Source organism: Rhizobium sp. NXC14, assembly GCF_002117485.1.
GTDB lineage: Bacteria > Pseudomonadota > Alphaproteobacteria > Rhizobiales > Rhizobiaceae > Rhizobium.
Window position 1 is genome coordinate 1,630,019 of sequence record NZ_CP021030.1, and the last position, 22,152, is coordinate 1,652,170.

Annotated in this window: 22 protein-coding genes; 12 read left to right on the plus strand and 10 right to left on the minus strand. The window is 59.4% G+C overall.

Translation table 11 applies throughout. The features are described from left to right. The first annotated feature begins 165 nt into the window (after nt 1–165). Nucleotides 166–1,275, plus strand: a complete 1,110-nt coding sequence (locus NXC14_RS07965; protein WP_085777710.1) for a DegT/DnrJ/EryC1/StrS family aminotransferase — start codon at nt 166–168, stop codon at nt 1,273–1,275. Nucleotides 1,276–1,494: 219 nt separating this feature from the next. Here NXC14_RS07965 and NXC14_RS07970 read toward each other — a convergent pair whose 3' ends face one another. From NXC14_RS07970 to NXC14_RS08005, 7 genes are all read right to left on the minus strand, one after another. Continuing rightward, on the minus strand, nt 1,495–2,709 hold the full coding sequence (locus NXC14_RS07970; RefSeq protein ID WP_085777711.1) for a Gfo/Idh/MocA family oxidoreductase: 1,215 nt from the start codon (nt 2,707–2,709) through the stop codon (nt 1,495–1,497). Further along, nucleotides 2,706–3,887, minus strand: a complete 1,182-nt coding sequence (locus NXC14_RS07975) for an ATP-grasp domain-containing protein (RefSeq protein WP_085777712.1) — start codon at nt 3,885–3,887, stop codon at nt 2,706–2,708. Before NXC14_RS07975 ends, NXC14_RS07970 begins: the two co-directional genes overlap by 4 nt. Before the next feature lie 207 nt (nt 3,888–4,094). Continuing rightward, a complete protein-coding gene (locus tag NXC14_RS07980; RefSeq protein ID WP_245362139.1) occupies nt 4,095–6,455 on the minus strand; it encodes a glycosyltransferase in 2,361 nt (786 codons plus the stop codon). A gap of 123 nt (nt 6,456–6,578) precedes the next feature. Then, on the minus strand, nt 6,579–7,475 hold the full coding sequence (locus NXC14_RS07985) for a glycosyltransferase (protein WP_085777714.1): 897 nt from the start codon (nt 7,473–7,475) through the stop codon (nt 6,579–6,581). A 287-nt stretch (nt 7,476–7,762) separates the two neighbouring features. Then, nucleotides 7,763–8,278, minus strand: coding sequence for a GNAT family N-acetyltransferase (locus tag NXC14_RS07995; protein WP_085777716.1), 516 nt, complete (start codon nt 8,276–8,278; stop codon nt 7,763–7,765). 24 nt (nt 8,279–8,302) lie between these two features. Continuing rightward, nucleotides 8,303–8,806, minus strand: a complete 504-nt coding sequence (locus NXC14_RS08000; RefSeq protein ID WP_085777717.1) for a cupin domain-containing protein — start codon at nt 8,804–8,806, stop codon at nt 8,303–8,305. 169 nt (nt 8,807–8,975) lie between these two features. Then, nucleotides 8,976–9,335, minus strand: a complete 360-nt coding sequence (locus NXC14_RS08005) for a hypothetical protein (protein WP_085777718.1) — start codon at nt 9,333–9,335, stop codon at nt 8,976–8,978. 345 nt (nt 9,336–9,680) lie between these two features. Between NXC14_RS08005 and NXC14_RS08010 the strand changes: the two genes are divergently transcribed. The 3 genes from NXC14_RS08010 to NXC14_RS08020 all read left to right on the plus strand — a co-directional run bounded on the left by NXC14_RS08010 (nt 9,681) and on the right by NXC14_RS08020 (nt 12,957). Continuing rightward, a complete protein-coding gene (locus tag NXC14_RS08010) occupies nt 9,681–10,136 on the plus strand; it encodes a 6,7-dimethyl-8-ribityllumazine synthase (RefSeq protein ID WP_011424856.1) in 456 nt (151 codons plus the stop codon). 3 nt (nt 10,137–10,139) lie between these two features. Further along, a complete protein-coding gene (gene nusB / locus NXC14_RS08015; protein ID WP_064706868.1) occupies nt 10,140–10,622 on the plus strand; it encodes a transcription antitermination factor NusB in 483 nt (160 codons plus the stop codon). 196 nt (nt 10,623–10,818) lie between these two features. After that, the gene (locus NXC14_RS08020; protein ID WP_085777719.1) at nt 10,819–12,957 is read left to right on the plus strand and encodes a sodium-translocating pyrophosphatase; all 2,139 of its coding nucleotides are present in this window, start codon (nt 10,819–10,821) and stop codon (nt 12,955–12,957) included. 102 nt (nt 12,958–13,059) lie between these two features. On the opposite strand, the gene NXC14_RS08025 is transcribed toward NXC14_RS08020, so the two are convergent. Beyond that, on the minus strand, nt 13,060–13,593 hold the full coding sequence (locus tag NXC14_RS08025; protein ID WP_085777720.1) for an outer membrane protein assembly factor BamE: 534 nt from the start codon (nt 13,591–13,593) through the stop codon (nt 13,060–13,062). Nucleotides 13,594–13,780: 187 nt separating this feature from the next. Here NXC14_RS08025 and NXC14_RS08030 point away from each other — a divergent pair, with 187 nt between their 5' ends. The 6 genes from NXC14_RS08030 to NXC14_RS08055 all read left to right on the plus strand — a co-directional run bounded on the left by NXC14_RS08030 (nt 13,781) and on the right by NXC14_RS08055 (nt 18,212). Then, entirely contained in the window at nt 13,781–14,371 is a 591-nt protein-coding gene (locus NXC14_RS08030; RefSeq protein WP_085780033.1) for a ubiquinol-cytochrome C chaperone family protein, read from the plus strand. An 11-nt stretch (nt 14,372–14,382) separates the two neighbouring features. Beyond that, nucleotides 14,383–14,937, plus strand: coding sequence for a DUF177 domain-containing protein (locus NXC14_RS08035; RefSeq protein ID WP_085777721.1), 555 nt, complete (start codon nt 14,383–14,385; stop codon nt 14,935–14,937). A 99-nt stretch (nt 14,938–15,036) separates the two neighbouring features. After that, entirely contained in the window at nt 15,037–16,083 is a 1,047-nt protein-coding gene (gene plsX, locus NXC14_RS08040) for a phosphate acyltransferase PlsX (protein ID WP_020920961.1), read from the plus strand. Between the two features lie 20 nt (nt 16,084–16,103). Further along, entirely contained in the window at nt 16,104–17,075 is a 972-nt protein-coding gene (locus NXC14_RS08045; protein WP_085780034.1) for a beta-ketoacyl-ACP synthase III, read from the plus strand. Nucleotides 17,076–17,181: 106 nt separating this feature from the next. Beyond that, complete coding sequence (locus tag NXC14_RS08050; RefSeq protein WP_085780035.1) at nt 17,182–17,520, plus strand: integration host factor subunit alpha; 339 nt, start codon at nt 17,182–17,184, stop codon at nt 17,518–17,520. A 149-nt stretch (nt 17,521–17,669) separates the two neighbouring features. After that, nucleotides 17,670–18,212 (plus strand): MerR family transcriptional regulator, encoded by a 543-nt coding sequence (locus NXC14_RS08055; RefSeq protein ID WP_011424865.1) that lies wholly within the window; start codon nt 17,670–17,672, stop codon nt 18,210–18,212. Here NXC14_RS08055 and NXC14_RS08060 read toward each other — a convergent pair whose 3' ends face one another. After that, complete coding sequence (locus NXC14_RS08060) at nt 18,213–18,560, minus strand: response regulator (RefSeq protein ID WP_085777722.1); 348 nt, start codon at nt 18,558–18,560, stop codon at nt 18,213–18,215. It abuts the gene before it with no gap. Between the two features lie 271 nt (nt 18,561–18,831). Here NXC14_RS08060 and NXC14_RS08065 point away from each other — a divergent pair, with 271 nt between their 5' ends. Continuing rightward, a complete protein-coding gene (locus NXC14_RS08065; RefSeq protein WP_085777723.1) occupies nt 18,832–20,478 on the plus strand; it encodes an ATP-binding protein in 1,647 nt (548 codons plus the stop codon). 36 nt (nt 20,479–20,514) lie between these two features. On the opposite strand, the gene NXC14_RS08070 is transcribed toward NXC14_RS08065, so the two are convergent. After that, nucleotides 20,515–20,829, minus strand: coding sequence for a DUF1236 domain-containing protein (locus tag NXC14_RS08070; RefSeq protein ID WP_085777724.1), 315 nt, complete (start codon nt 20,827–20,829; stop codon nt 20,515–20,517). 318 nt (nt 20,830–21,147) lie between these two features. Here NXC14_RS08070 and bcsN point away from each other — a divergent pair, with 318 nt between their 5' ends. Next, nucleotides 21,148–22,128 carry a cellulose biosynthesis protein BcsN gene (bcsN, locus tag NXC14_RS08075; protein ID WP_085777725.1) on the plus strand — a complete coding sequence of 327 codons (981 nt, stop codon included), beginning with the start codon at nt 21,148–21,150 and terminating at the stop codon, nt 22,126–22,128. Nucleotides 22,129–22,152 lie beyond the last annotated feature (24 nt).

The following is a 22,152-nucleotide window of genomic DNA, read 5'->3' on the forward strand; positions in this document are numbered from 1 at the left end:
GTCTTCGTGATTCACGATGCGGCATTCGTATGGGTGCCGACTATTGGACGTGAAGCTTGCGCCACACTGTTGGCATGAATTTCGCTGGTCAGCTTCGCAACAGGTTAAGCCGTGATGTTCGTACCAGGCCCAAATCCGTGATAGGGCCCAACCCTGGACGGCGTCATGAAAAACGAAAAGATCTATGTAACAAAGCCCAGCCTGCCGCCGCTTGAAGAATTCATTCCTTCGCTGGAAGCGATCTGGAACAATCGCATCCTGACCAATGGCGGGCCATTCCACGGGCAACTGGAGCAGGAGCTCTGCAACCATCTCGGCGTGAAGCACATCAGCCTCTTTTCGAACGCCACCATTGCGCTGCTGACGGCGCTTCAGGCACTCCGCGTTACGGGCGAAGTCATCACCACGCCTTATTCCTTCGTGGCCACTTCGCACTCGCTTCTCTGGAACGGCTTAAAACCCGTCTTCGTCGACATCGACCCGGTGACGCTCAATCTCGATCCAGCGAAGATCGAGGCGGCGATCACGCAGCAGACGACGGCGATCATGCCGGTGCATTGCTACGGCCACCCTTGCGACGTCGATGCGATCCAGAAGATCGCCGATCTCTACAATCTCAAGGTCATCTATGATGCCGCCCATGCCTTCGGCGTGGAGGACGAACGGGGAAGTGTTCTCAATCACGGCGACCTTTCCATCCTGAGCTTCCATGCGACGAAAGTTTTCAACACATTCGAAGGCGGCGCCATCATCTGCCCGGACATCAAGACGAAGACTCGCATCGACCAGCTGAAGAACTTCGGTTACGTGGATGAGGTGACTGTGGTGGCGCCAGGCACGAACGGCAAGATGAGCGAGTTCAACGCTGCGCTCGGCCTGTTGCAGCTGAAATACATCAAGTTTGCCTTGGAAAGGCGTGAGCTCATCGACCGTGCATACCGCGAGCGGCTCCGCGGCGTCGCGAGCATTGAATGCCTGGACCGTTCCGGCGAGACCGTCTCCAACTTCTCTTATTTCCCGATCCTCGTCCGTCCCGGCTATCCCATTTCACGCGATGGGCTCTATGAGTTATTGAAGGAAAACGGCATTCATACGCGCCGCTATTTCTATCCGCTGATTTCAAGCTTCTCGATGTATCGCAGCCTGCCTTCCGCCCAGCCGTCGAATCTGCCGGTCGCAAGCGAAGCAGCACTACAGGTGCTCTGCCTTCCCATCTATCCGGACATGGAGATGGAGATCGTCGACAAGGTTTGTGGGCTGATCGAGTCAGTTTAAAAACGCGATATTCCGGATGTCGTATCGCACCGCAGATAGAAACGATCTGCGGTGCGATATAGCGCGCCAATAGGCCATGCGGCCCGCCTTGTCAGCAGATTGGGAACGCGGGCCCTGCCTGCCAAAACAAGTAATTGCGAACCGCGCATGCAGCCGGCTGCTCATACGAAATCGGCGTGACCATCGATCACGCCGCTTTCTTATCTTGTAGAGGATAGATTAGAGTGCCAGTTGCGGAGCTTGGATTTCGAGCCGGTCTATCGCCGGGCGTCGTACGCCTCGCGGCTCAATCTCGACCCAGCGCTTTTCAAGCCGCGAGCATTCGATAGCTTCCAGCAGCAGCAGTCCTTCTTCCGCCTCATTGAACCCGAGCACATAGGGGTGAGGCAAACGAGTGGTACCGGTCTTGTGTTGCAGCAGGGCGTCCGCCACATCGGCATAATAATTTGCGAAAGCTTCGATGAAGCCCGAAGGATGACCCGCCTTGAACCGCTCATAGCGGCTAGCGTTGGCGATCATAATTTCCGGGCTGGCGCGATCGAGGACCTGCTTGCGGCCGCTGCGGTCGTAGAAATAGGCAATCTCGGGGTTTTCCTGAAGCCATTCGATTGATGCCTTGGAGCCATAGAGCCGAACACGCAGCCCGTTGCGTTGCCCGAGCGCTGTCTTGCCGTACCACATGCTGCAATGCAGGCCGCCGGCGCAGCGCACAAGCGCCTGTACATTGTCGAGTACCTGCGGAAAGTTGCCGAAACTCTGGCTGGTCGCGCAGACTTCCTCCGGCTCCCGCTGGGTAAGAAAATGAAGCAACGAGTGCACATGAACGCCGAGATCGAGCGAAACGGTCGGCACGGGACCGTCACGCAAGCGCCAATCCTGTGGCGTCATCGGCGTCCCGTCGCGGCGGAAACGGAGGAAGCTCTCCTGCGGCATCTCAATATGGATCTGCTGCAATTCACCGAAAACACCATGCTCGACCATGCCGCGGATTTCGCGGAGCATGGGGTACCCCGTGTAATTGTAGGTTACGGCCAAAAAGGTCCCGTTACTGCGCGCATTGTCGATCATGCGCGTCTCGGCGCTCGAGCCGGCAAGGGCCTTTTCCGAGATCACCGGAATACCCGCCTCGAGTGCGCCGACAACCTGCTTCGTATGTTGCTGCGTCGGCGTAAGCACGACGAGAGCATCGATGTTGCCGGCTTCTTTCGATAGCAACTTATCGAAGTCGGCATGGCAGCGCTCCGGCAAAATGCGGTACTGTTCCGCTGTCTCGCGATTGATCTCGCTGTGGCGGCTGAAGCAGCCGGCGACGAGATCGAATTTCTGATCAAGTTCGATTGCATCGCGATGAGCGCGACCTACAGCAGAATTGACGGCGCCGCCCAGAAAGGCGAGGCGCAGCTTTCCCGCTACTCCCTGGCTTGAGCGGCTCATGCGAGGTCTCCTTGCATCGTTTGGAGCGAAATGAACGTTTTGAAATCCGGCGCCACCTTCAGCATCTCGTCTTGCGTCTCGAAACGGGCGTAGAGGATGGCGAGCTTGTCGAGCGGAGCCGAATTCATCGGTTTGCCCGTGGTCTTGAGTTGTGCGATGCGGACATCGGATGATGGAATGGAATGTGAGAAGGAAAACGGCGTCGAGGGCCTGTCGGAGGTGATGGTGTGGCGCCCAAAAAACAGCGGCGGTTTGAAGCGCGGATTGACCGAAAATTCCTCGCCCAGCAGCAGCGTTATGACCAGGTCGGCATAATCGATGCCGAGAGACTGGTCGACAAGTGAGCCGTAAAGATCACCCGGGCACCGTCGCATGCATTCGACTATCCAGACATCGTCGTCATTTGACAGGAACTGCGTATGGATGAGGCCGTCCTGCAGTCCGAGCAGCTTGACGACTCGCGCCATAATGGCACGCGTCTTCGAGCGGACAGTTTCGGAGAGCCGCGACGGATGATTAGATGAATCGACCTGGTATGGGTAGACTGTGCAATATTCGTCGACGAAGACGTCGAAGACGATTTCCTGGTCCTTGATGAAGGCGGAATGGCTGTGCAGGCTGCCTTCGACGAATTCCTCTATAACGACCTCCGCCGCGCGCGAGTTGCCCCGGGCGTCGGCGACGGCGTCCGCAAGTTCTGTCTTGTCGAAAACCTTCGTGACGCCACGACCGCTGAAACTGTCGCTTGGCTTTACAAGCAGCGGGTAGCGCAGTGCGCCGGTCTCGACCGGCGAGTCGCCATGCAGACGCACCGAACGTGGGGCAGGGATATCGTACTGCTCGGTGAAGCTGCGGAACGCCTGCTTGGTGTGAATGATGGTCGCAGTTTCCAGCGAATCGAAGCGCGGGAATCCGAGCTTTTCGGCGACGAAGGTGGTCGACATATAGGCAACGTCATTGCCGGTCGGCACGATGAAATCGAAATCGCCGCTCTCGACGAGGGAGAGCAGCACGGTCGGATCGCTGTAGTCGATGAAATGCGATTGATCTGCATGCGCGTGGCAGGGCTCATCCGGCCGGTTTCCGCACACGGAAATATGCAGGCCGCGCCTTTTCAGCGCGAATAGAAGGGGAACTGCGCTGAAGTTGCTGCCGACCAGCAATGCTCTCTTGGTCATTCTCAAATCCCTCCCACATCCCCTGACGAGTTAGGGGCGTTCCGCATCAAACCGCTGGAGCAGCAGATTGACAGCTCTGTTCCATCCGCTTCCGGTGTTCAAAGACTCGAAAATGGATGCGGTGATCAAAATCGTAGGCCGCGGGCGTTTCCCGAGGCTTGCTGATCGAGGCGGTGGACTTCCCATCGCTCCGATCTGCGTTCAGCGCTACAGGATGACTTTCTGCAGAATGCGTTGGGGGCTTATGCCGAGAGCCTCAATCTGATCGTAGATTTCCGGCGCGCTTTGCACGGCGCCGATCATAATCGGCAGGTCATCCGACAGGGCCGAATGAGGAGAGCGCACTTCAATGCCGCCGAGCCTCTGGTCGATCATTTCGGGACGCGGATCAATGAAATAAGCGATTTTGCTCGTTTTAAAGAACTGCGACTTGCGGCGAATGATCTGAGCCTGTCCGCCGATCCCCCAAACCACAACGCCCTCAGGATAGGCCGGCTCGAATGCCGTCTCCAGCACCGAAGGTTGCAGCTTGGATTTCAGCAATTCCAGGGTATCCGGCGTAACCGTCAAAATCCGCTGCCAAACGAGATCGTCAAGGAAAATGAGGCGCGCGCCGCGAACTCTCAGCAGATGGTGAAGTTCTACGATCGACACTAACTGGTCATCGGTCACGCGATCCGTTTTGAAATCGCAGCTGATTTGGAAGTTGCAATCGGTTAGGCCATTCTCGACGATCAGGTCGGCATATTGCCGAAGTTCGTCTGAGGAGCTGTTTTCCGGCAAAAGAATATATTTTATGACGACATTGCGCGAAGAGCAGGCAGCATAGCGGCGCAGGTTTTCGAATACCCGCTCGAAATGTTTATATTTGCGGATCTCACTGAAATTCTTGCTGTTTCCGGCGTCGATGCTGGTAACGATATGGGCTTGGTCCTTCCGGAGAAGGTCGGCAAGGGTCTCCGAATACATCGTCGCGTTAGTGATGACGCGTTGCTTTACATCGGAAATGCCCTCGGCCAGCTTGCTGAGAAGCTCGTCGAAGCGCGGCTCGACCGTCGGTTCGCCGCCGCCCCAGACGATATATTCCATGTTCTCGAGCGCCTTCGCATCCTTCAACGTGTCGATAAAGGCGCCGGCGTCATAGGCAGGCTTCTTGCCGCCAAAATACGTTTCGCTGCAATAGGTGCAGCGCATATTGCAAAGCGAGTGATGCTCGAAGGAAAGATACTTGACGCCTTGATCGAGCGGCCGGCCCCAATCCTCGAATTTCAAGAAGGGACAACCGCGGCATTCATCCGAGTTGTCTCGGTTGATCTCGAGGAACAGGGCATCTTTTGCCTGCTTGATATCGCTGTAGGTGAACTGGAAATCCTTGCCGTTGCCGCCAAAAAGAACCACATCGCCTTTCAGTTCGCCTTCATAGGTGAAGCGCTTGCAGCAGGTACGCACCTCGCCAGGCCCGAGCAGAACGGAATGATGAAGGTCGTAGCAGCTCCAGAGCTTCGGCGCGATCTCCGCGAAGACTCTCAGCATATCTTCGGTCGTATCGCCTTTTTCCATGCCGTTCATAAAGGCATCGAAGGTGATCCGATATTTGGTGCGGAAGCCGGATGGCGGAACCGGCAGGGGATAGGCAATCTCGGCAAGCTTCATTGAGCGCACGACACGGCCGTGAAGCGTGGAGAGAATTTTGCCGGCATCCTCGAGCTTGACCACCTTGCCGGGCAGCAGCCTGAGCAGGCGAGACGCGGTCACGTTAATGATGCCGGTCAGGAAAGGATTTTTCAGGTCGGGCCACATCGGCGTGTCCGCCACGAGCGCATGCATGGCATCGAGCGCATCGAAGAAGCCGTCGACATGACGGGTGCTGAGCGAATTTACGATTGAGCCCTGGGTATCGAGCTTGCGGTAGATCTGCCTGTCAAGACTCTTGACAGAACGCGCGCGCATCAGCGCGTGAAACATATAATCGACGTCCTCGTGAAGGCCGCCGCGGAACATGATGTTATTGTCTAGGAGGAAACGGCGGCGGAACAGATGGAAGATGACTGATCGATCAACGCGATCCTGAAGATAATCCGCCAGCCTTTCGGCGCCCTCGACTCGGGTGAGATCCTCGCGGATGCTGGCTTTCAGGCTATTGCCGGTTTCTGCGTCATAAAGGCTGGAGTTGAACGCGAGGATATCCGTGAAGTCTTCGACGGATGCCTGAAGCACCTCCAGAAAGTTGTTCTCCACGACGTCGTCGGCATCCACGAAGCAAATCCATTCGCCTTTTGCTCTGAGTACCCCTGCATTCCTGGCAATGCCGGGTCCGCCGTTGCTGTCGAGGCGCAGGACGCTAAAGTTATTGTGCCCACGACCTATCTCTTCGGCTTTAGCGATCGTGTCGTCCGCCGAGCAATCGTCGACGACAATAATTTCAAATGCCGTCTGCCCCTGCTGACTTAATAGGCTCTGCAGGCATCGCCCGATGACGTTTGATGCGTTGTAGGCGGGAACGACGACGGAAAAAGACGCCTGCACGATCTGCTCGCGTCCGCCGAAACCCGCCATTGTATCATCCATCAACTGCATCATTTGAAACCCTCTGTCTGCATGATCGCGCCATGTCGACCATCAATTAAATCGTGAGAATTGTGCGAAACGTGCGGGTACAGTGAATCTCGCCGGGATCGAGCGGCCCAACCGCTACGCGCTCCATCGCCCGACATCATCAAGCAGCGCGCTCAGGCGAGCGATCCTCGCATCGAGTTCCGGAAAGGCGGCGCGCCAATACTGGTAGACATTGATCAGATTGCGATAGGAGACCGGCAAATCCTGCGGGCTGAGGAATCCGTTGGCGTGCGCATAGTTCAGAATGTCTTCGTAAAAGACGATGGCGTAGATGAAGATCGGGTTCGTGGTGTGGTTTGATTTGGAATTGGAATGCTGCCGGAAATAGGAAAGCGGGTGCGGATGGGCGACGAACGCGCCTTCCTTGGCGAGTTCTGTCCAGCCTGAAAGATCAAGAAGGCCACGGAAGATGCCGTTTTCGGGCCTGAAAAGGCGGAACTCGCCATTTCCGTCAAAGCAGTCCGCCTTACGCATCATCACGGTCGAATATTCGCCGATAAGGTTGAGGTGATGCATCGCGGTCAAGCGGATGAAATCCTGGCCTTCGATGATCTTCAAACCCCGATCGACTTGGAAATGGTTGATCAGGTTGATGAAGTTGTTCCTCTCGTCGATCACGTGCCGCGGCGAAAAGGCAAGTTTCGTCCCTCTGCCGCGCGTCGCCTCCAGCGCTTCGAGAAGAAACTGCACGCAGAAAGGGTTAAGCACGTCGTCATCGAACAGAAATTTGATGTATTCGCCCTCAGCGAGACCCGCCAGCCTCATGATATTGGTGTATTCGCCGGGATGGGGATTGCGGCTATAAGCAACGAGGCTGGAATACCGTGAACAGATTGCCTCGATGGCGTCCGTCGGGCAATCGTCCGAGACAATGATCTCGACATCCGCATAGCTTTGCGCGATTGCGCTCTTTAGGGCGAGTTCAAAGAAATCAGGCTTGTAGGCCGGTATACAGATCGACACGCGCGGCAAATGTTTCTCCCTTGAAACGCTTCTCTCCAGCCTCAGCCGGCGAGAGCGGTGATCGCTTCGCCGAAGGACCAAGCAGACCGCTTGCCATGACCATAGAATTCGGGCATTACGCGAGGCTTGCGCAGAAGGGCAGGCAAATCGGCAAAAGACGCCTCGGATCTCGCTCGATAGCTGAATGATTGCTGGGAGAAGGTGGCACGCTCTCGGGCATTCGCAATTCTGCGTTCCACGAGCATCGGCCTGTGTGGTGGACGCTCTGCGCTGCGTTACCCGCTTGGCGGAATTCCCTAACGCGAAAACTGAATGATCTCGCCGTTGTATTGCGTGCGGATGGTCTCGCGGAAACCGAGTTTGGCTGCGGCCCGCAGCGAGGCGTGGTTCTCGGGACTGATGATGCAGCTCATCGGCTTTCCCGGAAAGTGCGCCTCCGCCCAGCCGATCAGAGCCGTCAGCGCCTCTGTGGCATAACCGTGGCCGTGAGCCGCGGGCATCAGCGCCCAGCCGATCTCCATCGTTCCCTCGATCGACGGTTTCATATCGCGCCGGGCTTCGAGGAAACCAGCTTCGCCGATGAACCTACCGCTTTCCCTTTCCACGATCGCCAGAAAGCCGAAACCCATATGGTGCCACATGCCGGCGATGCGCAGCATGCGGCTCCAGCTCTGCTCGCGCGTCGACGGCGCACCGGTAATGAAGCGAACGACCTTTTCGTCCGCCCATAGCGCCGCATGCGCCTCGAAATCGTCGAGGCGGTGAGGGCGAAGCGTCAGCCGCTCTGTTTCCAAGGTGGGTATGTCGATCACGACGAATCCTTGTGGAAGTCGCGTTCAGGCGCCGGGCTCACCGTCCCAATAGTCGAGATCGCCTTCGGTCCTTCCGATATGGCGGAAGCGCCCGGTTTCTGTCGCGTCCCTGTTGGTCTTGGCAAGGAACTTTCCGGAATCGGGATATTCGACGATTTCGGTCTTCGCCATCGTCGAGATGCCGAGATAGACGAGGGTGGTTGTGCCGGTATTGATAAGCTGATGCGCCGTTTCCGGCCCGCCCGCCGGTGCGCCGAGCACGTCGCCTGCCTTGATCGGATGGCGCTCGTCGCCGAAACGGTATTCGCCGGTGCCTGCGATCACGTAGAACAGCTCGTCTTCGACATGGTGATTGTGGAAGGGGCAGCTCGATTTGCCGGATGGCACCTCATTGTAGCTGATGCCGAGGCCCGCCAGGCCGAGCAGCGCTCCGAAGGAGACGTCGGCGCCTTCGTAGAGCTCGCCCTGTTTCCAGTGGTCGAGCTTGAGATCAGCGATATTGATCACCGCTTTCGATTCCGCCGCCATGATGTTCTCCTGTTGCAGGATGAGAAACTATCATCTTGCCGGAAAATTCAATGGCAATCGCGCGCTGACCCGGGAAAATCCTCGGCATGGGCGGAGAGGAGAACGCCGCCCATGCTTCGAGCGCCGCACTTCGGATGGATGCGCCGGACGCTCTGTTGCTGTCGTGACCTCAGCGGACGTAGAAGGTCACGCTTCCGTCCGCCGCCTGTTCGGCATTGACGATGTTGCGGACATCGACCCCCTCGTTGTTCAGCCGGTGTGCAAGCGATCTGTTGGCATCGATCGAGGCCTGGATGCCGCGTATGGCCTGCCCGGAGCGTTCCGGGGCCGAGCGCGGACCTGTCGTCTCGTCGTCGAGATTGTGCCAGTTGCGGATCTGCTCGACATTGAAGTTATTACCCCGGAAGGTCCTGAGCGTCTGCTCGATGCCTTGGGCGGAGTTCATTCCGAAGCTCTCGGCCCGGCTGACGCCGGCAAATGCGAGTGAGGAGAGGGCTGCGGCGATGGTGATTGTGACAACGCGGTTCATGATTTAATCCTTTCATCTGCTTTGACGGTCGGCTGTCGTGCAGGGGATCGTCTGCGTCACGATAAGGAGCTGGCGTTGCCGTTTTCGCCATTCAATAGGTTAAGCCACTGAAAACGCATTAAAAATTCTTCATGAAAACGGCCTTCGAATTGCCGTTTTCCGCGCTTCCGGAAAAGCGGATTTCGGAGGCTTGGCCGGCTCGGCAGGGATGGTGCGGCTATCCCCTTGTCGATATTTCCTCTTTCGCAGTTGCGGCACCGGCCGAAAGTGCTTGCCATTCCGATGAAGGCATGTTTTGACCGCGGGCTGTCGAGTGGAAAAAGTGCCGCCAACCGAAGGTAAACAATGTCGAGAGAGACCGCTCCCCATATTTTGATCGTCGAGGCCCGCTTCTATGACGACATGGCCGATGCGCTGCTCGAAGGCGCGACCTTTGCGCTCGAGCAGGCCGGCGCCACCTATGAGGTCGTCACCGTTCCCGGCGCGTTGGAAATTCCGGCGGCGATTGCCATGGCGCTCGATGGCGACGACAATGGCGGCACGCATTATGACGGCTATGTCGCTCTCGGCATGGTCATTCGCGGCGAGACCTACCATTTCGATATCGTATCGAACGAATCCTCGCGCGCTCTGATGGACCTCGCGGTTAGTGAATCCCTTGCCATCGGCAACGGCATTCTGACCGTGGAAAATGACGAACAGGCTTGGGCCCGCGCCCGCCGTTCGGACAAGGACAAGGGCGGGTTTGCCGCTCGTGCGGCTCTGACGATGATCGCGCTGAAGCAGAAACTGGGTGCATAACGAATGAACGACGACAAGACGGAACGGCCGGTCAAGACTGCGAACCAGCGGGGCGCCGCCCGCCTGGCGGCCGTTCAGGCGCTTTATCAGATGGATGTCGGTGGCACCGGCGTTCTGGAAATCGTCGCTGAATACGAGGCGCACCGCCTCGGCCAGGAACTCGACGGCGCGACCTATCTGAAGGCCGATGCCGCCTGGTTCCGCTCGATCGTCTCCGGCGTCGTGCGTGATCAGGTCCGTCTAGATCCGCTAATTGCTGCAGCGCTGCAGGATGATTGGGCGCTGTCGCGCCTCGACAGCACGGTTCGCGCCATCCTGCGCGCCGGCGTCTTCGAGCTCCTCGATCGCAAGGACGTCCCGGTGGCGGTCATCGTCACTGAATATGTCGAGATCGCTCGAGCCTTTTTTGATGACGACGAGCCGAAGCTCGTCAACGCCGTACTGGACCGCATCGCCAAGCAGGTCCGCGGCGAAGCGAAGAAGTAACTCTTTAGCGCCGAACAATCTCACCTACGTCTTTCTTCGTACCGCAATGGTTTTCGGCCTTTGCGGACTTGACGCCACGTAATCGACCACGCAATCTCCCCACCGCTTAGCTGTGCATTTCTGTGGAGAGGAAGGCGAGTCGGCGGCGTATCTGCCGGAAAAGGAGTGAGTTCCGGCCTATGGAGGAAAGAGCGAAATGACCATTCTTTTATGCGTAATCGCATGCGGTCTGCTCTCGGTGGTCTATGCCGCCTGGGCAACCCGGTCGGTGCTTGCCGCCGATCAGGGCAACAGCCGGATGCAGGAGATCGCGGGCTACATCCGCGAGGGCGCCCAAGCCTACCTAACGCGTCAGTATAGAACCATCGCGCTTGTCGGCGTCGTTGTTTTCATCGCAGCCTGGCTGCTTCTCTCCGCCACCGCCGCCATCGGTTTCCTGATCGGCGCCGTACTATCAGGTGCTGCCGGTTTCATCGGCATGCACGTCTCCGTCCGCGCCAACGTGCGCACCGCCCAGGCAGCGTCCGCCAGCCTTTCCGCCGGCCTCGACATCGCCTTCAAGTCTGGCGCGATCACTGGCATGCTGGTGGCGGGCCTCGCGCTGCTCGGCGTCTCCATCTATTATACGATATTGACCGTCGGGCTCGGACATGAGAGCGGCTCGCGCGAAGTCATCGACGCGCTGGTGGCGCTCGGTTTCGGCGCCTCGCTGATCTCGATTTTCGCCCGTCTCGGGGGCGGCATTTTCACCAAGGGCGCCGATGTCGGCGGCGACCTCGTCGGCAAGGTGGAGGCCGGTATCCCCGAAGACGATCCGCGCAATCCGGCAACGATCGCCGATAACGTCGGCGACAATGTCGGCGACTGCGCCGGCATGGCCGCCGACCTTTTCGAGACCTATGCGGTCTCCGTCGTCGCCACCATGGTCCTCGCAGCGATCTTCTTTGCCGGCGCGCCGATTCTCCAGTCTGCGATGATCTATCCGCTGGCGATCTGCGGTGCCTGCATCATCACCTCGATCATCGGCACCTTCTTCGTCAAGCTCGGCTCGAACGGCTCGATCATGGGCGCGCTGTACAAGGGTCTCATCGTCACCGGCCTGCTGTCGATTGTCGGTCTCGGCGCCGCCACCTCGCTGACCGTCGGCTGGGGCTCGCTCGGCACGGTCGCCGGCGCCGACGTCACGGGTACGAACCTCTTCGTGTGCGGTCTCGTCGGCCTCGTCGTCACCGCCTTGATCGTGGTTATCACCGAATATTATACCGGCACCGGCAAACGCCCCGTCGTTTCGATCGCCCAGTCTTCGGTGACCGGTCACGGCACCAACGTCATCCAGGGTCTTGCGGTCTCGCTGGAATCGACTGCCCTGCCGGCCATCGTCATCGTCGGCGGTATTCTCGCAACCTATCAGCTCGGCGGCCTCTTCGGCACCGGCATCGCCGTCACCGCCATGCTCGGCCTTGCCGGCATGATCGTTGCGCTGGATGCTTTCGGCCCAGTTACCGACAATGCCGGCGGCATCGCCGAAATGTCGCATCTGCCGCCGGAGGTGCGCAAGTCGACCGACGCGCTCGACGCCGTCGGCAACACCACCAAAGCGGTCACCAAGGGTTACGCGATCGGTTCTGCCGGTCTCGGCGCGCTGGTGCTCTTTGCCGCCTACGCCAACGACCTGCAGTATTTTGCGGCCCACGGCGACCAGTATCCCTACTTCGCCAATATCGGCACGATCTCGTTCGAACTGTCGAACCCTTACGTCGTCGCCGGCCTGCTTTTCGGCGGCTTGATTCCCTATCTGTTCGGCGGCATCGCGATGACAGCCGTCGGCCGCGCCGCCGGTTCGATCGTCGAGGAGGTTCGCCGGCAGTTCAAGATGAAGCCCGGTATCATGCAAGGCACGGAAAAACCGGATTACGGCAAGGCCGTCGACCTGCTGACCAAGGCCGCCATCCGCGAGATGATCGTGCCTTCGCTGCTGCCGGTGCTCGCTCCCGTCGTCGTCTATTTCGGCGTGCTTCTGATTTCCGGCTCCAAGGCCTCGGCCTTTGCCGCCCTCGGCGCATCGCTGCTCGGCGTCATCATCAACGGCCTCTTCGTCGCCATCTCGATGACCTCGGGCGGCGGCGCCTGGGACAATGCCAAGAAGAGCTTCGAGGACGGGTTCGTCGACAAGGATGGCGTGCGTCACATGAAGGGCTCGGATGCGCACAAGGCCTCCGTTACCGGCGATACCGTCGGTGATCCCTACAAGGATACCGCCGGCCCCGCCGTCAACCCGGCGATCAAGATCACCAACATTGTTGCGCTGCTGTTGCTTGCCGTTCTCGCGGGCTGATGCAGATTGCAAAAGCGCTGCAGGCTGCCGTGGCGCTGAAAATACACCCATTGAAAAACCCGCCGGATCGCTCCGGCGGGTTTTTCATTGAAAGCGTGTCGATCAGCGCAGGCTGCTCGGATTTTGTGGCGTGCCACCGGCGCCGCCGCCGAACAGGCTGCGGGCAGCACTTGCTGCGCTGCCGCCGGAGAGCATCTGCTGCAGGAAGGTGAGTTCTTTGCCGCCGGTCGGCGTGACCCGCGAGATCGTATCGAAGACCTTGCCGTCCTGCAGTGTGTAATTGGCACGGCGGGTGACGACGCCGTTCTTGTCGAAATAAATGGCCAGAACGGTCTGGTCGACGACCTTCAGCTTCTGGAAGGCGACGGCGCGCGTGCGCCGCTGCGAAATATAATAGAAGACCTCACCGTCAAAGGTCGCCGTCGTCGATGGCGTGCCGAGCGAAAGCAGGACCTGTTCGCGGCTGGAACCTTCCGGAACGAGATTGAGCGACTGTTGATCGACGACATAGCCGCCGTTGAGCACTGTGCCGGTCTGGCAGCCTGAAAGAACTGATGTGGAGGCGATTATGAAGGCAATGGCCGCGCTGCTGAAGAGTTTCATGTCAGACTTGAAATACCGTTTCTTCAACGACATCTACTCCCTTGGGTGTCGATAGCAGCCATTTTGGGCCTTGCACGCTTTCCTCCTGCAAAACCATTGTGGCCATTCCGGGTCGAGTTTCCCGAATTCGCTTCGCTGGCGCCTCGAAGGCGTCGTCCTGGAGCTGGCCACGAACGGCATTGCAATTCGCGCCTGCTTCGGTAAACCAGCTTTCGAAATCATGCAACAAGGCCGGACGCCAGCCGGCGTGAAGAATGAGGCATTTCCGGAAAAAACAATGATCCTCGGGCTCTTCCGCAAGAAAAACAACAATCAGATGATCGTCGACAGGCAATATGCAGCGCTGACCGCAGCCGCGCGCATGCCCGATCTCTACGAGCGGCTCAATGTACCGGATACCGTCATGGGCCGCTTCGAAATGCTGTCGATCGTAATGATTCTGTTTTTTCGCCGCACGCGCGCCTCGGCCGTCAGTGGCCAGGAGATTGCCCAGGAGATCGTCGATGCCTTCTTTCAGGACATCGACTATTCGATCCGCGAGCTCGGCATCGGCGACAACAGCGTGCCGAAACGCATGAAGAAGCTCGCCGGCATGTTCTACGGAAGGCTCGAAACCTATTCGAAGGCGATGGACGCCGGCGATGCCGAAGCGCTGGCGCTTGCATTAACGCGCAATATCTATCCGGAAACCGAGACGCCGGCCAATATGTCCGGCCTGGCCAACTGGATGATCGCCGCAGAATCACATCTGTCTGCCGTTCCGGAAGAGCTGATCGCCAGCGGTTCGGCAACGCTGCCGCGGGTCGCCTGAAGGAGGAAACGATGAAGAACGATCGGGACGATGTTCCCTTCTCCTATCACGTCAAGGTCGGCCACATCTCGGCCAATCCCGTCGAGGTTCATATCGAGGCCGATGCCAGCGAGTTGAAGGCGCTTGCCGGGGCCTGGAGCGTCGTCTCCGTCGACGATCTCAGCGCCGATCTGCAGATCGCCCGCTGGAAACGCGACGGCGTCCGCATCAAGGGCCGCGTCCAGGCGAAGATCGTCCAGTCCTGCGTCGTGACGCTGGAACCGGTCGAAGCCGTGATCGACGAAAGTTTCGAGCAGATTTTCGTGCCTGAGGGTTCCAAGCTTGCACGCCAGCCCGGCAACGACGCCGGCGAGATGCTGCTCGATCCCGATGGTCCCGATCTGCCCGAGACCTTTGTCGGCGACACCATCGATGCCGGCGAGGTGGTTGCCGAATTCGCCGCTCTCGCGATCGATCCCTATCCCCGCAAGCAGGGTGTCGAGTTCAAGGGCCATATCGAGGATAGCGGCGAAAACGACAAAAAACCCTCCGCTTTCGCGGTCCTCAAGGACTGGAAAAAGGACTGAAGCACCTCTGGCATTTGACATAATTCAGTTGTATGCGACGCCAAAACCGGTATTTTGGCCGAAATTTCGCGCCTCGGCGAAAAGAAGGATCAGGGACGCGTGATCAGAATATCTCTCGACCTCATGGGTGGCGACTTTGGTCCCCAGGTTGTCATCCCCGGCGCCGCAAAGGCACTGGACCGGCATCCGGATATTTCCTTCGTTTTCTACGGTCTTAAAGAACAGTGCGATCCCTTTCTCGCCAAGTTCCCGAAACTCAAGGAAAAATCGGTCTTTCACGACTGTGAGCTTGCTGTCAGCATGGAAGAGAAGCCGAGCCAGGCGCTGCGCCGCGGCCGCTATGTCTCGACCATGTGGCGCTCGATCGAGGCGGTGAAGACGGGCGATGCCGATGTCGCTGTCTCTGCCGGCAACACCGGCGCACTGATGGCGATGGCGAAATTCTGTCTTCGCACGATGGCCAATATCGAGCGCCCGGCGATCGCGGCGATCTGGCCGACGCTGAAGGGGGAGAGCATCGTGCTCGATGTCGGTGCGACGATCGGCGCCGATGCGCAGCAACTGATGGATTTTGCGCTGATGGGCGGCGCCATGGCGCGCGCGCTTTTCGAGATCGAACGCCCGACGATCGGCCTTCTGAACGTCGGTGTCGAGGAGGTGAAAGGCCAGGAAGAGGTCAAGGAGGCCGGCCGCCTGTTGCGCGAGGCGAATATCGATTCGCTCGAATATTCCGGCTTCGTCGAGGGCAACGATCTCGGCAAGGGCACGGTCGACGTTGTCGTCACCGAAGGCTTCTCCGGCAACATCGCGCTCAAGACCGCCGAAGGTACCGCCAAGCAGATCGCCGAATATCTGCGTGCCGCCATGTCCCGCACGTTGCTCGCCCGTATCGGCTATCTCTTCGCCAAGAGCGCCTTCGATATGCTGCGCGAGAAGCTCGATCCGAGCAAGGTCAATGGCGGAGTGTTTCTCGGGCTGAACGGCATCGTCATCAAGAGCCATGGCGGCGCCAACGCCGAAGGCATCGCTGCTGCCATCGAGGTCGGTTACGACATGGCTAAGAACGGCCTCAATCAGAAAATAGAAAACGATCTTAAGAAATATCATGCCAAGCGGCTGCCTCCCATAGGCCCGGAAGCGGCATGAGCTATGGGGTTCAATCGAATATGATCCGTTCAGTGGTTCGCGGATTCGGAGCCGCACTTCCGAAGCGCGTGATGACCAATCGTGATATGGAGGCCATCGTCGATACGTCGGACGAATGGATCGTCCAGCGCACCGGCATCCGCCAGCGTTACGTAGCCGGCGACGACGAGACGACGGCCTCGCTTGGCGAAGCCGCCGCGCGTGCGGCCCTTGCCAATGGCGACCTGACGCCCGCCGATATCGATCTTATCATCTGTGCCACCTCGACGCCGGACAACACCTTTCCGGCAACCTCGGTCAACATCCAGAACCGTCTCGGCATGAGCCACGGTTTTGCCTTCGACGTCCAGGCCGTCTGCACCGGCTTCGTCTATGCGGTCACGACCGCGGACGCCTATATCCGCGGCGGCCTTGCAAAGCGCGTTCTGGTCATCGGTGCAGAGACTTTTTCGCGCATTCTAGACTGGAACGATCGCACCACCTGCGTGCTTTTCGGCGATGGCGCCGGCGCGATCGTGCTCGAGGCGGCAGAAGGCGAGGGCACGTCTGCCGATCGCGGTGTGCTGACCGCGCATCTGCGCTCCGACGGTTCGCACAAGGACAAGCTTTATGTCGATGGCGGACCGTCGACGACGGGCAGCGTCGGCAAGCTGCGCATGGAAGGCCGCGAGGTCTTCAAATATGCAGTCGGCATGATCACCGATGTCATTCAGGCCGCTTTCGATTCGACTGGGACAACTGCCGAAGACCTCGACTGGCTGGTGCCGCACCAGGCCAATCGACGCATCATCGACGGTTCGGCGAAGAAGCTGAACATCGATGCGGACAAGGTCGTCGTCACCGTCGATCTGCACGGCAATACCTCAGCCGCCTCGATCCCGCTCGCGCTTGCGACCGCTGCCGGCGACGGCCGCATCAAAAAGGGCGACCTCGTGATGCTCGAAGCGATGGGCGGCGGCTTCACCTGGGGCGCTGTTCTGCTCCGCTGGTAAGCAGGAATCCTAAAAAACTGGCGGCGAACAAGAGCTTGACCGTGAGGCGCAAGACAAATACTCTTCGTTCGCTTTCAAAAAATATTTTGTAATGGGCGGGGAAACCATGACCGGAAAAACAGTGACGCGAGCAGACCTGGCGGAATCCGTTTTCCGCAAGGTCGGTCTTTCCCGGACCGAATCCGCTGAACTTGTGGAAACCGTCATCGACGAAATCTGCAACGCCATTGTGCGGGGCGAAACCGTCAAGCTTTCCTCCTTCGCCACCTTCCAGGTTCGCGATAAGAACGAGCGGATCGGCCGCAATCCGAAAACCGGCGAGGAGGTTCCGATCTCTCCGCGCCGGGTGATGACCTTCAAGGCTTCGAACGTGCTGAAGACGCGCATCCTCAAAGCGCATGTCGCCCGCAAGATCAAGCTGAAGCCGCAGAATCCGGCTCTCTGAGATCGGACTTCCTCTTCCTGGTGCAGTGTTTTTTCTCGCGCTGATCGATCCCCTGTGCGCAACGTCGAGACATGACTTGAATTGTCGACGCCAAACCTTTGAAATATGGTGAGTCGCAGTTGGATTGAGCCTGTGAGGTTGCGTAGCACATGACGTTGGACAAGAGCCCCGATGCCTTTCGCACCATCAGCGAAGTCGCAGACGATCTTGATCTGCCGCAGCATGTGCTGCGCTTTTGGGAGACACGGTTTCCCCAGATAAAGCCGATGAAGCGCGGCGGCGGCCGTCGCTACTACCGGCCGGAGGACGTCGACCTCCTCAAGGGCATCCGGCATTTGCTCTATGATCACGGCTATACGATCAAGGGCGTGCAGAAGCTTCTGAAGACCAACGGCAACAAGTTCGTCATCTCCGTTGGCCACGGCGATCTCGCCAGTGTCGAGGCGCTTGCCTCGGGTGCGCAGGAGGCGGGCGCCGGGGAACCGCGTGTGGGCATGGCGGAGGAGGATCAGATTGTCGGCCGTGCCAAGCCGCCGATCACCCGCCGGTTCTTCAATTTCGTCGCCGGAGACGACGAGCAGCCGGAAGTCTCGATCGGCAAATCGAGCGTCGGCAAGGAAGATAGGGCGCTGCTTCAGGAGGCTCTCTACGACCTCCTGGAATGCAAGCGTCTGCTCGATCAGGTGCGCTGATTAGGTTCCGCAAAGCTGCTTCATCGCCTGTTCGAGCTCACTGAGCTGGAACGGCTTTCGCAGCACCGGGAGCGCGCTAGGGCTGCTGCCTTCCGGGGCGCTGCCATATCCCGTTGCGTAGAGATAGGGCTTGCCGCGTTCGTCGAGCAGCTTTGCGACCGGCAGCGAGCTACGGCCGGCGAGGGAGACGTCGAGGATTGCAGCGTCGAACTCCGCGTCCCTGGCGGCTGCGAGCGCCCGTTCCAGATCCGGCGCGCTCGCACGAACCTGATAGCCGAGATCGCTCAGCATGTCCTCGAGCAACATGGCGATCAGCGCATCGTCCTCGACAATGAATATGTCTTTCATGATCCCGTCCCCCCATTCCCCTGCCGGGGCACGAAGATTTATGTGGACCGCTCGCGAAGCGCGTCAAGACGCCACGCGCAGTGGTGGAAAACTTGTCGCGCAAAACAGTGCAGCCGTTTTGAGACGCCGATATGTGTAAACATAAAAATCCTAGGTGCGGCAAGCGAATCTGAAAGATCGCGCCGCGCTTTGGAAACAGCATATTGCCCGGCGAAATTCGATGTGCAAAAGCTGGGATGCCGTTTCCGCGACGGCCGAGAAGGGGTGTGGAATGGATTTGTTGAGTGCCACGGATTGGCTGCGTCACAGGCCGGGCTATACCTATCCGCTGGCCGTTGCCTTCGTCGGTCTGACCTTTCTTCTAAGACTTGCCGCCAGTGATTACCTCTCCGGATTTCCTTTCCTGAGCTTCCTTCCGGCGATCCTGCTCGCAAGTTTCATAGGCGGCGCCGGGCCTGGCTTCGTGGCGGCCATGCTCGCCGGTTTCCTCGTCCAGCAGTTTTTCGTCGAGCCTCACGATGCCTTCTGGCCGGTGAGCGCCGGCCAATGGGTCGGTCTTGCGACCTTTCTCATCAATGCCGTGATCATCATCGGTCTGATGGAGACGATTATTGTCGCCTATGGCAGGCAGAGCCGCCTCCGCAGCGAGCTCAACAGCTTCAATGCGCGCCTTGAGGAAACGGTGGTGCAGCGCACTGCCGAACTCAGGCATGAGATGGAAGAGAATGCCGCCGCCCAGGCGCAGGTGCGCCAGTTGCAGAAGATGGAGACGATCGGTCAGCTCACGGGCGGGGTCGCCCATGATTTCAACAATATGCTGGCGATCATCATCGGCAATCTCGATCTCGCTCAGCGGCGGATGACCGGACACGAGGATCCGCGTCTGCTGAACTCCCTTCAGAACGCCAGAGACGGCGCCCAGCGAGCCGCGGTATTGACCGCACGTCTTCTGGCCTTCTCTCGTCAGCAGCCGCTGGCCCCGGAGGTGATCGACGTCAACAAGCTGGTCGGCGGCATGTCGGAGTTGCTGCGGCGCACGCTCGGCGAACATATCCGAATCGAGACCGTGCTTGCCGGTGGCCTCTGGCCGACTTTCGCCGATCTCAGCCAACTCGAAAACGCCATGCTGAACCTTGCCGTTAATGCGCGCGACGCCATGCCCGGCGGCGGCCATCTGACGATCGAGACCGCCAACACCGAACTTGACGAGCGATATTCGCGCATGCATTCGGAGGTCGAGGCGGGCCAGTATGTAATGATCAGCATCACCGACTCGGGAATCGGCATGTCGGCCGATGTAATCGACCGCGCCTTCGAACCGTTTTACACCACCAAAGGACCCGGCAAGGGAACCGGTCTCGGGCTAAGCCAAGTCTACGGCTACATCAAACAGAGCGGCGGCCACATCAAGATCTATTCGGAGATCGATCGGGGGACGACGGTGAAGATCTATCTGCCGCGTCATGTCGGCAAGGCGGATGCCCGCCTGGCCGCCGCCGGCGCCCAGCCGATTCCTCAGGGGAGCGTTAACGATACTATCCTGGTGGTGGAGGACGATGAACATGTCCGCACCATGACCGCCGAAAGCCTCCATGAACTCGGTTACAGCGTGTTGCAGGCGGCGAGCGGCGTCGAGGCGCTTCTCCTTTTGGAGGAGAACCCCGACGTCGATCTGATCTTCACCGATATCGTTATGCCGCAGATGAGCGGACGTCAGCTTGCTGATGCCGTTCAAGAAAGATGGCCGGCGATCCGGATTCTTTACACCACGGGTTACACGCGCAATGCCATCGTCCACAACGGCGTGCTCGACCACGGCGTCTCGCTGCTCGCCAAGCCATTCAGCCTGGAGCAACTCGCTCATAAGATCCGTGAACTCTTGAACGTGCCGGTGAGCACGGGAGATGAGGGGACGTGAAGTCGTGCAGGACTATGCGTCTCCAGCCTCAATCCCTTATTCGAGAACCTGGATCACGCGGTGTGTCTTCGGCTCAACGATCACGCGCCGCTCGTTGACAACGGTGTAGGCATAGCCGTCGACATTGGGCACGGTATGGACTTCAATAGTATCCGGCAGCGTCGCGCCAACCGTGATTTCGCCGTCATAGACGACGGATGGCGTGTTTTGCTCCATGACATAGGTGCGCACCTCGCCGGGCAGGACGACGGAACCGGTTGGTGCGGGATCGGTGACAACCACCGTGCTCTGTGCGAAGGCGGCCGAGCAGATGGTCAGCATGGCGGCCGTAGCCAGCATGATCTTGCGCATGGGATAATCTCCTTTTTGAACTCTGGACATCGAGGCAACGCCGGCCAAACCGCATAGTTCCGCTACCGCCTTGGCGTCGTGGGAAGGCCGGCGCGCCGATTGTTTGTTGCTAAACCGGTTTATGCACCATAGGGTTGAGCTGTCCGAATCACGTTCAATGCGAGTCGTCTGGTGGCATCAGGGTCGGGCTCTTTACCCTTCGTTAACCATGTCGGCGATTTATGTAAGGTGAACGGCCGGCTGGCCGCTGATTCGACGGTCCGTCGCGTTTCGGTCTGCGAATGGATATCTGGAAAGACGATTACGGCGGCTCGAGACATGCGCTTGGGGAAGACGATATCGCTGTTGGCCGTGGCGGGTCTGATGGCCGGCTGCACGTCGACAGGCGGTGTGCGACAGCCTTCCGGGCCGGAGACGGTGGCGCCTGAAAAGGCGCTGGTCCTGCCGCCGCCGGGCGGGCCGTCGATTGTCAACGTCGTCGAGCGCAAGCGCGGCAATGGCGTCGAGCAGACGATCTCGCTGTTCACCTCGTCTTCCGTACCCGGCCAGAATTTTCTGAAAGCCGAGTTCTTCGGCGCTTCCGGGGCCAATCCCGGGATGGGCAATGCCAGCTTCAGGATGATCAACGAGAGCGGCATTGCCCGCGAGGTGGCCCGTTCGGCTCCCGGCGTGCCGATGGCGACATCGGCGACCTTCCTGCAGAACGCCTATGGCCCCTTCGGCTATGCTTCCGGCCGAAGCCGCGCCGGCGATACCTGCATCTATGCCTGGCAGCAGATCCGCTCGAGCGCGGCCGCCAATACCCAGGCGCGCAATTTCGGCATGATCCAGCTGCGCCTGCGCCTGTGCGATGCTCGCGCAACCGAGCGCCAACTGCTCGGCATCGTCTACGGCTATACCATCACCGGCACCTTCGACGGCCCGACCTGGAATTCGTATGGTAACCCGCCCCCCGCCAGCGCGGCGCTCGGTCGTACCGGTGAACCGATCTATCCCGATGAGGGCGGATATCGCGCCAGCCCGATGCCGCTCGGCTATGAGCCGGCCCCTGCCGTAGTCCGCCTGCCGCGGACAGCTCCGGTTCGCAGCGCGCCAAGCCACCAACCGGTGCAGGACGCCGCGCCCTTGCCCACGCCGATCGGTCCGCGCGTGCCGCTGCCGAGCGAGGCGCCTCAGACGAGTGCCGCGCCGGATCCGGCCGCCGCGCCACTGGAACAATCGGCAAGAGCGATCGGCGTCACGGTGCCCTCGCCGGATTGCATAGGCGACGCGGCCATGACGACCGCCTGCCGGAGATAATGAGTGCCCGGAGCGCCGGGTGGC

What these genes read in the sequence shown, in the direction of transcription:
- NXC14_RS07970 (WP_085777711.1), bottom strand. Translation starts at nt 2,709, where the DNA reads ATGAGCCGCTCAAGCCAGGGAGTAGCGGGAAAGCTGCGCCTCGCCTTT.
- NXC14_RS08045 (WP_085780034.1), top strand. Translation starts at nt 16,104, where the DNA reads ATGATCCGTTCAGTGGTTCGCGGATTCGGAGCCGCACTTCCGAAGCGC.
- NXC14_RS08050 (WP_085780035.1), top strand. Translation starts at nt 17,182, where the DNA reads ATGACCGGAAAAACAGTGACGCGAGCAGACCTGGCGGAATCCGTTTTC.
- NXC14_RS07975 (WP_085777712.1), bottom strand. Translation starts at nt 3,887, where the DNA reads ATGACCAAGAGAGCATTGCTGGTCGGCAGCAACTTCAGCGCAGTTCCC.
- NXC14_RS08060 (WP_085777722.1), bottom strand. Translation starts at nt 18,560, where the DNA reads ATGAAAGACATATTCATTGTCGAGGACGATGCGCTGATCGCCATGTTG.
- NXC14_RS08030 (WP_085780033.1), top strand. Translation starts at nt 13,781, where the DNA reads ATGCAACAAGGCCGGACGCCAGCCGGCGTGAAGAATGAGGCATTTCCG.
- nusB (WP_064706868.1), top strand. Translation starts at nt 10,140, where the DNA reads ATGAACGACGACAAGACGGAACGGCCGGTCAAGACTGCGAACCAGCGG.
- NXC14_RS08005 (WP_085777718.1), bottom strand. Translation starts at nt 9,335, where the DNA reads ATGAACCGCGTTGTCACAATCACCATCGCCGCAGCCCTCTCCTCACTC.
- NXC14_RS08010 (WP_011424856.1), top strand. Translation starts at nt 9,681, where the DNA reads ATGTCGAGAGAGACCGCTCCCCATATTTTGATCGTCGAGGCCCGCTTC.
- NXC14_RS08035 (WP_085777721.1), top strand. Translation starts at nt 14,383, where the DNA reads ATGAAGAACGATCGGGACGATGTTCCCTTCTCCTATCACGTCAAGGTC.
- NXC14_RS08065 (WP_085777723.1), top strand. Translation starts at nt 18,832, where the DNA reads ATGGATTTGTTGAGTGCCACGGATTGGCTGCGTCACAGGCCGGGCTAT.
- NXC14_RS08055 (WP_011424865.1), top strand. Translation starts at nt 17,670, where the DNA reads ATGACGTTGGACAAGAGCCCCGATGCCTTTCGCACCATCAGCGAAGTC.
- NXC14_RS08020 (WP_085777719.1), top strand. Translation starts at nt 10,819, where the DNA reads ATGACCATTCTTTTATGCGTAATCGCATGCGGTCTGCTCTCGGTGGTC.
- NXC14_RS07965 (WP_085777710.1), top strand. Translation starts at nt 166, where the DNA reads ATGAAAAACGAAAAGATCTATGTAACAAAGCCCAGCCTGCCGCCGCTT.
- bcsN (WP_085777725.1), top strand. Translation starts at nt 21,148, where the DNA reads ATGCGCTTGGGGAAGACGATATCGCTGTTGGCCGTGGCGGGTCTGATG.
- NXC14_RS08000 (WP_085777717.1), bottom strand. Translation starts at nt 8,806, where the DNA reads ATGGCGGCGGAATCGAAAGCGGTGATCAATATCGCTGATCTCAAGCTC.
- NXC14_RS07980 (WP_245362139.1), bottom strand. Translation starts at nt 6,455, where the DNA reads ATGGATGATACAATGGCGGGTTTCGGCGGACGCGAGCAGATCGTGCAG.
- NXC14_RS08070 (WP_085777724.1), bottom strand. Translation starts at nt 20,829, where the DNA reads ATGCGCAAGATCATGCTGGCTACGGCCGCCATGCTGACCATCTGCTCG.
- NXC14_RS08025 (WP_085777720.1), bottom strand. Translation starts at nt 13,593, where the DNA reads ATGTCGTTGAAGAAACGGTATTTCAAGTCTGACATGAAACTCTTCAGC.